The sequence below is a fragment of the Enterobacter genomosp. O genome, from assembly GCF_001022965.1.
In the GTDB taxonomy this organism is placed as follows: Bacteria; Pseudomonadota; Gammaproteobacteria; order Enterobacterales; family Enterobacteriaceae; genus Enterobacter; species Enterobacter cloacae_L.
Window position 1 is genome coordinate 18,272 of record NZ_LECZ01000024.1, and the last position, 12,097, is coordinate 30,368.

Sequence of the window (12,097 nt, forward strand, 5' to 3'; positions counted from 1 at the left end):
AGGTGAATCAGGCTTTAGGTTTGTAGTTTCGCAGTGCGTTTCGACCCAGTACCACACCAGAACCGATAACCCCACCAAGCAAGACCGCCAGAATTAACGCAATGGCCTTTTTCGGGCTATCACGTCGGATAGGGAGATCCGGCTTCATGACGTAACGATAAACGTGGATGGTATCCGGCTTCACGTTCAACTTCTCAATATCTAGTAAGTTTTGTTTCGTCTGATAGTAAGCACCTGAGAAGACCAGCGGGCGAGACGCCTCGTTATCGATCATCGATTTCAGCGCTTCGCTTCCCAGTAAGAACATCGTTTCCTGAGTCACGTCCTGAGTTTGCTGGATCTGCGGAGTGGTAATTTTCGCTGCATCAGCGTTCTTAAGCGCTTCAGTGATCTGCTTGATACGCAGATCTTTCTGCTCCTGAGCAACCTTCTCCTGGTTTTCCAGAGAGTCATTTAGCGTGGTGATCTGCTGCTTAATGTTATCTTTGAGGTCGAGAGCAAGCTCCTTCGCCGTTTGCTCATCTACCTGCTGGATGTACTGTGCCAGCTGTTTTTGAGCAGCTTCCGCAGATTCACCGGTATAGGATACGCTTAACGGTAGCGGTTGGCCCTTAACTGTTGTATCGATGGTCAGCTTCTCAGATATTTCCTGGTTTTCGAGCGCCCGGGCTAAAGCAGAAAATGAGGAATTGAAACGGTTAATGGCCCGGTTTTGGATATCCGGCATTGAAGGTGCGGCGCTACCGTACAGGATATTCAGTGCATTGGCGTAAGTGGCAATTTGCGCCGCATCCGGCTGAGCAATGATCGCGGAAGAGGTCCATTTCTCTTTTGCTACAGTGATATAAATACCCGCCAGGACAATAAAAACAGCGACAAAAGCGCCAATTACCCACTTTCCACGCCACAGCTGTAGCGCTAAATCAAGTAAATCAATTTGCTCCGGAACATTACTGCTATTAACCGGAGTATTGTTGTTCTGCGTCATACAATCCCTAACAGATGAAAAAGGGCAAAAATAATCATGTTCACATAGTGTATCTGTTGCCAGCGATTTTTCTATCAGAATCCGATGAGTTATATCGGAAAGATGGGTTATATAACTCGCGGTCAACGCGCTATCATATAGCAATTCTGATGCCGCAGGCATCGACAAGATAGAAAAGTTAATGAGGGAAGTTATGAAATTTTTGGTTACGGGCGCGGCAGGGTTTATCGGTTCTCATGTCAGCAAACGCTTGTTGGATGCCGGGCACCAGGTCGTCGGGATTGATAATCTCAATGACTACTATGATGTGAACCTCAAGCTGGCACGTCTGGACTTGCTCCAATCCGGGAATTTCACTTTCCACAAGCTGGAGTTAGCCGATCGTGAAGGGATGGCGGCGTTATTTGCCCGCGAGAAGTTTGATCGCGTGATCCATCTGGCTGCACAGGCAGGTGTACGCTACTCTCTTGAAAACCCGCATGCCTATGCGGACGCCAACCTGGTGGGTCATCTTAATGTGCTGGAAGGTTGTCGTCATAACAAGGTGCAACACCTGCTGTATGCATCATCAAGCTCTGTTTACGGTCTGAACCGCAAGATGCCATTCTCTACAGACGACTCCGTAGACCACCCGGTGTCACTTTATGCGGCGACCAAAAAAGCCAATGAGCTGATGTCGCATACCTACTCCCATCTGTATAACCTGCCGACCACAGGTCTGCGCTTCTTTACCGTGTATGGTCCATGGGGCCGTCCAGATATGGCACTGTTTAAGTTCACCAAAGCGATGATTGAAGGCAAAAGCATCGACGTTTACAACTACGGCAAGATGAAGCGTGACTTCACTTACATTGACGACATCGCCGAAGCCATTATTCGTCTGCAGGACGTTATTCCTCAGGCCGATGCAGACTGGACCGTAGAGACCGGTTCACCGGCGACCAGCTCCGCGCCTTATCGTGTTTACAACATTGGTAACAGCTCTCCGGTCGAGCTAATGGATTACATTACGGCGCTGGAAGAAGCTCTCGGCAAAGAAGCAGAGAAAAACATGATGCCGATTCAGCCGGGTGACGTACTGGAGACCAGCGCGGATACGAAAGCGTTGTATGACGTTATTGGCTTTAAACCGCAGACCTCGGTCAAAGACGGGGTGAAAAACTTTGTCGACTGGTATCGCGCTTTCTATAAGGTCTGAAAATAAAAAAACCCGGCAACATGGCCGGGTTTTTTACGTGCCTTAAGAGTAATCAATCACTTCCGAACAGATCGCGGGTATAGACTTTATCCGCTACGTCCGCCAGCTCTTCCGCCATGCGGTTAGAGATGATCACGTCCGCTTCCTGCTTGAACGCATCCAGATCGCGAACCACGCGGGAGTGGAAGAACTCATCTTCCTGCATCGCTGGTTCATAAATAATAACCTGAACCCCTTTCGCCTTAATGCGCTTCATGATGCCCTGAATGGAAGAGGCACGGAAGTTATCTGAACCGCTCTTCATGATCAGACGATACACGCCCACAACTTTAGGCTGACGCGCAAGGATGGAGTCAGAGATGAAATCTTTACGGGTGCGGTTAGCGTCAACAATGGCTGAAATCAGGTTATTCGGTACTGCCTGATAGTTGGCCAGCAGCTGCTTAGTGTCTTTTGGCAGGCAGTAACCGCCGTAACCGAATGATGGATTGTTATAGTGATTGCCGATACGTGGATCAAGGCAGACACCTTCAATGATCTGACGGGTGTTCAGGCCGAGGCTTTCTGCATAGCTGTCCAGCTCGTTAAAGTACGCCACACGCATGGCAAGATAGGTGTTTGCGAAGAGCTTGATCGCTTCCGCTTCCGTAGAGTCGGTAAACAGTACCGCGATATCTTTCTTAACAGCACCTTCCTGAAGCAGTGCGGCAAAACGCTCGGCGCGTTCTGAACGCTCACCAATAACGATACGAGAAGGATGCAGGTTATCGTACAGCGCCCTTCCCTCACGCAGGAATTCTGGCGAGAAGAAGATATTATCAATACCAAACTTCTCTTTAACAGACCTGGTGAAACCTACCGGAATAGTTGATTTAATAACCATCACCGCCTTTGGATTAATCGCGATAACGTCTTTGATCACCGCTTCCACCGTAGAGGTGTTGAAGTAGTTGGTTTTTGGATCGTAGTCCGTTGGCGTCGCGATGATAACGTAATCCGCATCGCGATAGGCGTCATCTTTATCGGTGGTTGCACGGAAATTCAGCGGCTTGTTCGCCAGATACTCCTGGATCTCTTTATCGACAATCGGGGATTTCTTCTGGTTAAGCATGTCCACTTTGGCCTGCACAATATCCAGCGCGACTACTTCATGGTTCTGCGCAATCAGGATACCGTTTGAAAGGCCAACATAGCCTGTTCCGGAAATGGTTATTTTCATTCGTTTGGCTTCTTCAGTATGAGTTTCTGATGACATTCAAACAGTCACCACAATGATTAACTGGTGGTTTTTTATCGCTAACGCTATTTGACTGTCAAGGTTATCCCAGGGCGGATAAACGCACTTCCCCCTGACTGAGGGTTGCCTGAACAGCGCTCAAAGCGCCTTTCTTCCAGCAACATTGCGCTTTTTCACGATGCAGCAGACGTTATCACAAGCAGGTTCAAATCAGACTAATCCCTTAGTCAGATTTAGCAGGTATTGCCCATAGCCGGTCTTTTTCAAGGGCTCTGCAAGTGCACGAAGTTGTTCCGCATCGATAAAGCCTCTGCGAAATGCAATCTCTTCGGGACAAGACACTTTCAACCCCTGACGCTCTTCGATAGTGGCGATGAAATTACTTGCCTCAATCATGCTCTGGTGCGTCCCCGTATCCAGCCATGCATAACCGCGTCGCATCATCGCAACGGATAATCTTCCCTGCTGCATATAAAGCCGGTTGATATCGGTTATTTCCAGTTCGCCCCGCGCTGAAGGGCTTAAGCTCTTCGCCATCTCAATGACATCGTTATCGTAAAAATAGAGGCCCGTTATGGCGTAGTTACTTTTAGGCTGCTGAGGTTTTTCTTCAAGACCTATCGCTGTACCCTCTTTGTCGAACTCAACCACGCCGTAACGTTCTGGATCGCTGACATGATAGGCAAATACGGTCGCCCCATCTTCCTGGCTGGCGGCGCCCTCAAGCAATCGGGGGAGATCATGACCATAAAAAATATTATCCCCTAAAACCAGAGCACAGTTGTCCTCGCCGATAAACTCTTCGCCAAGGATGAACGCCTGAGCTAAACCGTCGGGGCTCGGCTGTATCTTATATTGGAGGCGCAGCCCCCACTGACTGCCATCACCCAGAAGTTGCTCAAAGCGAGGGGTATCCTGCGGTGTGCTGATGATAAGAATATCTTTAATTCCTGCGAGCATCAGCGTTGAAAGCGGATAGTAGATCATCGGCTTGTCATAAATGGGCAACAGCTGCTTACTCACCGCCATTGTTACGGGGTAAAGTCGAGTGCCCGAACCGCCCGCTAAGATAATACCTTTACGCTTTGTCATTACCTGCGCTCCCCATAATTCTGTTCAATCCAGCTTTTATAGGCACCACTTTTAACATTAGAAACCCATTCTGAATTGTTTAAATACCACTCAACCGTTTTACGTATACCGCTCTCAAAGGTTTCCTTGGGCGTCCAGCCCAGTTCACGACTAATTTTATGCGCATCGATAGCATAACGGCGGTCGTGGCCAGGACGATCTGTGACATAGGTTATCTGTTCGCGATATGATTTTTCTTTCGGAACGATTTCATCCAGCAAGTCGCAAATGGTGTGTACAACCTCAATATTTTTCTTCTCGTTGTGACCACCGATATTATACGTTTCGCCGGGTTTGCCTGTTGTCAGAACGGTATAAAGCGCGCGGGCGTGATCTTCCACGTACAGCCAGTCGCGTATTTGATCGCCCTTCCCGTAAATCGGTAAAGGCTTGTTCTCAATGGCATTAAGAATGACAAGCGGGATAAGTTTTTCCGGGAAGTGGAAAGGCCCATAATTGTTTGAGCAGTTAGTCACTATTGCCGGCAGGCCGTAAGTACGGACCCACGCCCGGACTAAATGATCGCTGGACGCTTTAGAGGCGGAATACGGGCTACTCGGTGCGTATGAGGTTGTTTCTGTGAAAAGCGGTAATGGCGTGGAAACAGCTTGCTCATCAGGATGCGGTAAATCACCATAAACTTCATCAGTCGATATATGATGAAAACGGAATGCTGCTTTTGCAGCATCATCCAGTGATGTCCAGTAAGCGCGGCAGGTTTCCAGCAGGACGTAAGTACCGACAATATTGGTTTCAATGAACGCCGCCGGCCCGGTAATAGAACGATCGACATGGCTTTCTGCCGCCAGGTGCATTACTGCATCCGGCTGATGAGTGGCAAAAATGCGCTCCATGGCCGCTTTGTCGCATATGTCAGCATGTTCGAATACGTAACGTGCGTTATCGCTGACTTCGCGCAATGATTCCAGGTTACCGGCATAGGTCAGTTTATCAACGTTAACAACGCTATCCCGAGTATTGCTAATAATGTGTCGGATAACTGCGGAGCCGATAAAACCGGCTCCGCCAGTAACAAGAATTTTCACGCAATCTATTCCGTTAAAAAGTGAGTGGATTGGGCGGGATAAAAAAACCCGGTATCGCTACCGGGCTTGATGGAATGGCAACAACTAAATCAGATTAATCGAGCCATTCGGTGTGGAACACACCTTCTTTATCAGTGCGTTTGTAGGTATGCGCACCGAAAAAGTCACGCTGCGCCTGGATCAGGTTGGCAGGCAGAACGGCAGCACGGTAGCTGTCGTAATAGGCCACTGCAGCGGAGAAGGTTGGAACCGGAATACCGTTCTGCACAGCGTAGGCAACCACGTCACGCAGCGCCTGCTGATATTCGTCCGCGATTTTCTTGAAGTACGGAGCCAGCAGCAGGTTCGCAATGCCCGCATTTTCAGCGTAGGCATCGGTGATTTTCTGCAGGAACTGGGCGCGAATGATGCAGCCCGCACGGAAAATCTTAGCGATTTCACCGTAGTTCAGATCCCAGTTATTTTCGTCTGAAGCAGCACGCAGCTGAGAGAAGCCCTGTGCGTAAGAAACGATTTTACCTAGGTACAGTGCACGGCGTACTTTCTCAACGAACTCAGCTTTGTCGCCTGCTGGTTTGGCCTGCGGGCCAGACAGCACTTTGGATGCCGCAACGCGCTGCTCTTTCAGAGAAGAGATGTAGCGAGCGAATACGGATTCAGTAATCAGAGACAACGGTTCGCCCAGATCCAGAGAGCTCTGGCTGGTCCATTTACCGGTACCCTTGTTTGCTGCTTCATCCAGAATCACATCAACCAGGTATTTACCGTCTCCATCTTTCTTGGTGAAGATATCTTTGGTGATGTCGATCAGGTAGCTGTTCAGCTCGCCTTTGTTCCACTCGCTAAAGGTCTCAGCAAGTTCTTCGTTGGAGAGGTTGAGGCCGCCCTTCAGCAGAGAATAGGCTTCTGCGATCAGCTGCATGTCACCGTATTCGATGCCGTTGTGAACCATCTTCACATAGTGACCTGCGCCATCCGCACCAATATAGGTTACGCACGGCTCGCCATCTTCAGCAACGGCTGCAATTTTGGTCAGGATAGGTGCGACCAGTTCGTACGCTTCTTTCTGGCCACCAGGCATAATGGATGGGCCTTTCAGAGCACCTTCCTCACCACCGGATACACCGGTACCGATGAAGTTGAAGCCTTCGGCAGACAGTTCACGGTTACGACGGATGGTGTCCTGGAAGAAGGTATTGCCGCCATCAATGATGATGTCGCCTTTATCCAGATAAGGTTTCAGGGAGTCGATTGCTGCATCTGTACCTGCGCCCGCTTTCACCATTAACAGGATACGACGAGGCGTTTCCAGGGACTCAACGAACTCTTTAACCGTATAGAAAGGAACCAGTTTCTTGCCTGGGTTTTCGGCAATCACTTCTTCAGTTTTTTCACGGGAGCGGTTGAAAACGGAGACGGTATAACCACGGCTTTCGATGTTGAGCGCCAGGTTGCGCCCCATCACTGCCATACCGACAACGCCGATCTGTTGCTTGGACATTACATACTCCTGTCAGGTGTGGTCGCCGCGACAACTGCGCGGCTTGAATGTGGCTTAGATGTTAACTCAGTATAGGCCCGAGTAGATAGCGGAAGATGCGATTCAGAGGGGCTCTAAATGAATGCCTTGGCAAAGGAGGGGTCAAATGGTCCCTCTTTTACTTCCATCATAAGAGCCCTTGGAGAGAGACACTCGACACTGTGTATGTCGCCAGGAGCAAACTCAACAACACTAATTTCGGTATTCTCACCAGCAACAAATTTCTTAATAACTTCACCATCCCTATTATAAAGGCAGATCTGAAGTTGCCCCTGCATAACAATAAACATTTCCCATTGATGAGAAAGTTCATGATAATGAGGTTCAACATAGCTCCCCATAACCAATGCAATGAGCAATCTTTGCACCTTATCCTGGTGCGAACTGTGCATTAGAAGGTGTGAACGCAGACGAACAGATCTGCCAGCCTGCTCGTATAAGGTTTCGAGTTGGTCAGTATCAATTAGTCGCATTGAATGCCTCTAATCTCATTTCTATAGTTTGAGCCGCAGACTCAACGGAGAACTGTTCTTTCAATAATGCACTCGCACCCAAACCTAATTTGTGGCGCGCAGCAATATCATGAAGCATTAACAGTGCGGACTCATAAAGTTTGTCGTCCTCACCATTGATATGAATTAATCCTGCCTTATTTTTATTAACGATATCGAGCAAATCGTTACCAGCATTCACACTGCCCAATATAGGTAAAGACTGAACCATATAACCTAGCAATTTACCTGGAAAATTGTGCGAAGAGTGTCTGGCAGAGAGCGAAAATAGTCCGATATCCATTTCCGACAGAATAAATTTAAATTCATCTTGATTGACAGAAGCTAGGTATGTGAAATTCGGCAGTGCCCACTCGGCAGCTAAAGAATTGATTAGTTCAACTTCATCGCCCTGACCTATAAACAGAAAATGGGCTTGTGGATGCCCTACCATGTTTCGGACAAGACGCATCAGATTTGCCATGTCCTGCGCATGCCCAATATTCCCTCCGTAGAAGAAAATAACCTTGTCTTCAAGACCAAGACGTTGACGCAATGGTACATAACCCTCAGGTAGAACTGTCGGCGCGAGGGATGCCCAGTTACGAAGGACTTCGCATGGATAACCCTTATTGGTCACACGAAAGACATCAAGATTCTTATCAGACATGAGACCAATACGGTTTGCCTGCCGATAAGACGATTTTTCAAAGAGACGGAAATAACGTTCAATGGGGGAACCTGCTTTTAACATGCCAGCGTCAATCACCCATTGAGGGAACATATCCCTCAAAATCAGATAGGCCGGACACTGGCAGCGGGTTTTAATTTTTTTAACTAAAGGCCCCCAAAATATGGAAGGTGAGTAATAAATCACCCCATCAAAAGTTTCTTTTTTTATCTGGCCTTTAATGGAGTTCCAGGCCCGATAGGAAAGAAGCGTTTCATTAATGGCACGTTGAATTTTACTCACGTCCTTGAGAGGCCCGCTTTTGAAACGCCATGTTTTGACCCCCTGGTAGGTGTCAAAAGACACATCTTCCTGGATATGGGTGTCAGGTGTAATGACCGTAACATCATGCCCACGGCGAATAAATTCCTGAGCCAACTCATGAAACATTTTTGCACCAACTCGTGTACTATTGGGCAGGTAATCATCTATGATTAAAGCAAGTTTCATCAGTATTCTTTCCAGACGACTCGCTTGACATAATCTGTATAAGAGTGAACGATTCTGACGACTTTATCCGACACATTAGGCATGCTGTAGTCACTGACTTGTCGTAAAAGACGGGTTTCGCCACGAGACTGTGTTGCCAGAATATCTAGTGCCTGTAGAACACGCCCACACTCAAGACCCACCATCATGACAGAGGCTTCTTCAAAGCCCTCTGGTCGCTCATGTGCTTCCCGAATATTTAACGCAGGAAAATTCATAATGGAAGATTCTTCAGTGATCGTACCGCTATCCGACAGCACAGCACGTGAGTTTTTCTGCAAATGGTTGTAATCATGGAAACCTAACGGTTTCAGCAAGTTAATATTTGGGTGGAATTCAATTCCTTGCTCGTTAATACGATTACGTGTCCGCGGATGAGTGGATACAATAACCGGCAAATCATATTTTTCAGCAATAGTATTGAGAATGGTCGCAAGCTTGACAAGCTGTTTTGGAGAATCAACATTCTCTTCACGATGCGCGCTGACGACGAAAAATTCGCCCGGACGCAAATTCAGACGCGACAGTACATCCGAATTATCGATTTGAGACATGTAATGCGTAAGTACCTCAAACATTGGGCTACCGGTTTTAATAATTCGGTCCGCTGGGAGGCCTTCAGCCAAGAGGTATTCACGTGCAATATCACTGTAGGTCATATTAATATCAGCGGTATGGTCTACGATGCGTCGATTGGTCTCTTCCGGGACGCGCTGATCGAAACAACGGTTGCCGGCTTCCATATGGAAGATAGGCACTTTACGGCGCTTGGCCGGGATAGCAGAAATACAGGAGTTAGTATCACCCAGCACCAACATTGCTTCAGGCTTTTCGGATTCAAGTACCTCATCAACTTTGATGATAACCTGACCGATAGTTTCTGCCGCATTTTTCCCGGCAGCATTTAAAAAATAATCGGGTTTTCGTACACCAAGGTCATTAAAGAACACTTCGTTTAGCTCATAATCATAGTTTTGACCAGTATGGACAAGAATATGTTCGCAGTGTTCATCAAGCTTAGCGAGAACGCGTGACAGACGGATAATCTCAGGACGCGTACCAACTACAGACATAATTTTTAATTTTTTCATTAGAGAGGTCTCGCAATAGTATCAGGCTCATCACGATTGAAAATTTCGTTTGCCCATAGCATGACTATCAATTCATCATTTCCAATATTTGTAACGTCATGCGTCCAGCCGGGGACTGTCTCAACGATTTTGAAATCATCTGAGGAAACATTCAGCTCATATCGCTCACCGGTAATCACATGTTCAAACTTGAAGCATGCCTGGCCGCGAATAACCAGAAACTTCTCATTTTTGGTGTGATGATAATGACCACCACGTGTAATACCGGGATGCGCTGTGAAAAATGAAAACTGTCCCGCTGAAGGGGTTTTTAGCATCTCGCAAAAGACCCCTCGGGCATCCTCGTAAGAGGGAACTGAGTACGCAAACATATCGGCTGGTAGATAACTCAACCACGTCGAATAAAGCGCACGGGTGAACCCTGTACCTACAGCTTCGGTGACAAGAGTGGAACGGCTTTCTTTGAAGCGATAAAGTAATTCCGCCACCTCACCTACTGTCGTCGAATATACTGGCTTAATAGTTTTGTACCCGCTTTCAACATTTTCAGACAAGAGCTTTATCGCATCAGTACAAACATCATCAATATAAACAAGATTAACAGGCGCAGAGGAGTCATTGATCGTAATATCGATGTTGTTGGCAATATTATGACAGAAAGTCGCCACGAACGAATTGTAATTAGGCTTACACCATTTACCAAAAACATTGGGATAACGATAAATAAAGTATGCTGCCCCGCTTTCAGCTGCATAGCGTTCAATTTGTTTTTCAGCTGCAGCTTTACTTTGACCATAAGCATTACCCAGTTCAGCCTGAATGGAAGAACTGATCATAATAGGTGTGCTTTTATGCTTGGCTAAAAGAGAATCGACAATCTGCTGAGTCAGATTGCTATTCCCTTCGGCAAACTCTTCGACATTTTTAGGTCGATTAATACCCGCGAGATGATAGACAAATTCAGCATCTTGCAGGCCATTTTCCAGCTCAGCCGCACTTGAACCACGGTCAATCTTAACAAGGTCACTGTACCCTGCTTCCTGAAGGCGTAAGCACAGGTTACGTCCGATAAAGCCATCAGCTCCAGTAATCAGGATTTTCATGTCAGGCATCCAGATCGTAATGTTCACCCGCGCGCAGTGCGCGAATAAACGGTAATTTCAGCAGAAGTGATTTCATCCCTTCAACATCCAGTCTCTGCGTATTATGCGAGTTATAATCCTCTACAATAGAGATACGGCTATCACCTTGTTCTACATATTTTCCATAGTTAAGATCGCGCAGGTCAGGTGGAACACGGTAATAATCCCCCATGTCGATGGCGGCAATCATCTCTTCACGGCTAAGCAGCGCTTCATAAAGCTTCTCACCATGGCGCGTTCCGATAACATTGACAGGATGTTGCTCAACATTAAGAAGGTCTTTCAGAGCAATAGCTAATGTTTCAATCGTTGCAGCAGGCGCTTTTTGAACAAAAATATCGCCATTATTGCCATGTTCAAACGCATATAGGACCAAATCTACAGCATCTTCAAGCGTCATCATGAAACGGGTCATATTTGGGTCAGTGATCGTCAACGCTTTACCCGCTTTGATCAAATCAACGAACAAGGGAATGACAGAACCGCGGGAAGCCATCACGTTGCCGTAACGAGTACCGCAAATCACAGTTTTGTCGCTATTAACATTACGTGATTTTGCGACCATCACTTTTTCCATCATTGCCTTAGAAATACCCATAGCATTGATAGGATAAACTGCTTTATCAGTGCTTAAGCAAACGACACGTTTAACTTCGTTGGCAATCGCAGCTTCGAGAACATTTTCAGTACCGAGGACGTTAGTCTTAACAGCTTCCATCGGATGGAATTCGCATGAAGGAACTTGTTTTAATGCAGCGGCATGGTAAATAAAATCGACGCCGCGTGCAGCGCTTAGAATGCTGGAATAATCCCGTACATCCCCAATATAGAACTTTAATTTTGGATTACTGTATTTTTTCCGCATGTCGTCTTGTTTTTTTTCATCACGAGAAAAAATTCTTATTTCTTTAATATCAGTTTCAAGGAAACGATTAAGCACAGCGTTACCGAAAGATCCTGTCCCGCCAGTAATAAGTAAAACTTTATCTTTAAACATATTTAACACCTCAAATC

The 12,097-nt window shown here is 46.9% G+C and carries 11 protein-coding genes; 1 reads left to right on the plus strand and 10 read right to left on the minus strand.

All coding sequences use genetic code 11. From position 1 onward, the window contains the following. Nucleotides 1-7: 7 nt before the first annotated feature. Nucleotides 8-988: an LPS O-antigen chain length determinant protein WzzB gene (gene wzzB / locus ABR39_RS07760; protein ID WP_047346465.1), complete on the minus strand. Its 981-nt coding sequence runs from the start codon at nucleotides 986-988 to the stop codon at nucleotides 8-10. A gap of 193 nt (nucleotides 989-1,181) precedes the next feature. On the opposite strand from wzzB, the gene ABR39_RS07765 reads away from it, so the two are divergent. Then, entirely contained in the window at nucleotides 1,182-2,186 is a 1,005-nt protein-coding gene (locus ABR39_RS07765) for an NAD-dependent epimerase (protein WP_047346466.1), read from the plus strand. Nucleotides 2,187-2,238: 52 nt separating this feature from the next. Here ABR39_RS07765 and ugd read toward each other — a convergent pair whose 3' ends face one another. The 9 genes from ugd to fnlA all read right to left on the minus strand — a co-directional run bounded on the left by ugd (nucleotide 2,239) and on the right by fnlA (nucleotide 12,080). Then, entirely contained in the window at nucleotides 2,239-3,405 is a 1,167-nt protein-coding gene (ugd, locus tag ABR39_RS07770; protein ID WP_047346467.1) for a UDP-glucose 6-dehydrogenase, read from the minus strand. Between the two features lie 228 nt (nucleotides 3,406-3,633). Continuing rightward, nucleotides 3,634-4,515, minus strand: coding sequence for a glucose-1-phosphate thymidylyltransferase RfbA (gene rfbA, locus ABR39_RS07775; RefSeq protein ID WP_047346468.1), 882 nt, complete (start codon nucleotides 4,513-4,515; stop codon nucleotides 3,634-3,636). Continuing rightward, on the minus strand, nucleotides 4,515-5,600 hold the full coding sequence (rfbB, locus tag ABR39_RS07780) for a dTDP-glucose 4,6-dehydratase (protein ID WP_047346469.1): 1,086 nt from the start codon (nucleotides 5,598-5,600) through the stop codon (nucleotides 4,515-4,517). Before rfbB ends, rfbA begins: the two co-directional genes overlap by 1 nt. Before the next feature lie 94 nt (nucleotides 5,601-5,694). Continuing rightward, nucleotides 5,695-7,101 (minus strand): NADP-dependent phosphogluconate dehydrogenase, encoded by a 1,407-nt coding sequence (gene gndA, locus ABR39_RS07785; RefSeq protein ID WP_047346470.1) that lies wholly within the window; start codon nucleotides 7,099-7,101, stop codon nucleotides 5,695-5,697. Between the two features lie 113 nt (nucleotides 7,102-7,214). Continuing rightward, the gene (locus tag ABR39_RS07790) at nucleotides 7,215-7,613 is read right to left on the minus strand and encodes a WbuC family cupin fold metalloprotein (protein ID WP_047346471.1); all 399 of its coding nucleotides are present in this window, start codon (nucleotides 7,611-7,613) and stop codon (nucleotides 7,215-7,217) included. Beyond that, entirely contained in the window at nucleotides 7,600-8,811 is a 1,212-nt protein-coding gene (locus ABR39_RS07795; protein ID WP_047346472.1) for a glycosyltransferase family 4 protein, read from the minus strand. Before ABR39_RS07795 ends, ABR39_RS07790 begins: the two co-directional genes overlap by 14 nt. Further along, nucleotides 8,811-9,941, minus strand: coding sequence for a non-hydrolyzing UDP-N-acetylglucosamine 2-epimerase (wecB, locus tag ABR39_RS07800; protein ID WP_047346473.1), 1,131 nt, complete (start codon nucleotides 9,939-9,941; stop codon nucleotides 8,811-8,813). Before wecB ends, ABR39_RS07795 begins: the two co-directional genes overlap by 1 nt. Then, nucleotides 9,941-11,044, minus strand: coding sequence for a UDP-2-acetamido-2,6-beta-L-arabino-hexul-4-ose reductase (gene wbjC, locus ABR39_RS07805; RefSeq protein ID WP_047346474.1), 1,104 nt, complete (start codon nucleotides 11,042-11,044; stop codon nucleotides 9,941-9,943). The genes wecB and wbjC overlap by 1 nt, the downstream gene beginning before the upstream one ends. Nucleotide 11,045: 1 nt before the next feature. After that, nucleotides 11,046-12,080 (minus strand): UDP-N-acetylglucosamine 4,6-dehydratase/5-epimerase, encoded by a 1,035-nt coding sequence (gene fnlA, locus ABR39_RS07810; RefSeq protein WP_047346475.1) that lies wholly within the window; start codon nucleotides 12,078-12,080, stop codon nucleotides 11,046-11,048. Nucleotides 12,081-12,097 lie beyond the last annotated feature (17 nt).

Excerpts from the sequence above, each read along its gene's own strand:
- wzzB (WP_047346465.1), bottom strand. The coding sequence starts at position 988 with ATGACGCAGAACAACAATACTCCGGTTAATAGCAGTAATGTTCCGGAG.
- ABR39_RS07765 (WP_047346466.1), top strand. The coding sequence starts at position 1,182 with ATGAAATTTTTGGTTACGGGCGCGGCAGGGTTTATCGGTTCTCATGTC.
- ugd (WP_047346467.1), bottom strand. The coding sequence starts at position 3,405 with ATGAAAATAACCATTTCCGGAACAGGCTATGTTGGCCTTTCAAACGGT.
- rfbA (WP_047346468.1), bottom strand. The coding sequence starts at position 4,515 with ATGACAAAGCGTAAAGGTATTATCTTAGCGGGCGGTTCGGGCACTCGA.
- gndA (WP_047346470.1), bottom strand. The coding sequence starts at position 7,101 with ATGTCCAAGCAACAGATCGGCGTTGTCGGTATGGCAGTGATGGGGCGC.
- ABR39_RS07790 (WP_047346471.1), bottom strand. The coding sequence starts at position 7,613 with ATGCGACTAATTGATACTGACCAACTCGAAACCTTATACGAGCAGGCT.
- ABR39_RS07795 (WP_047346472.1), bottom strand. The coding sequence starts at position 8,811 with ATGAAACTTGCTTTAATCATAGATGATTACCTGCCCAATAGTACACGA.
- wecB (WP_047346473.1), bottom strand. The coding sequence starts at position 9,941 with ATGAAAAAATTAAAAATTATGTCTGTAGTTGGTACGCGTCCTGAGATT.
- wbjC (WP_047346474.1), bottom strand. The coding sequence starts at position 11,044 with ATGAAAATCCTGATTACTGGAGCTGATGGCTTTATCGGACGTAACCTG.
- fnlA (WP_047346475.1), bottom strand. The coding sequence starts at position 12,080 with ATGTTTAAAGATAAAGTTTTACTTATTACTGGCGGGACAGGATCTTTC.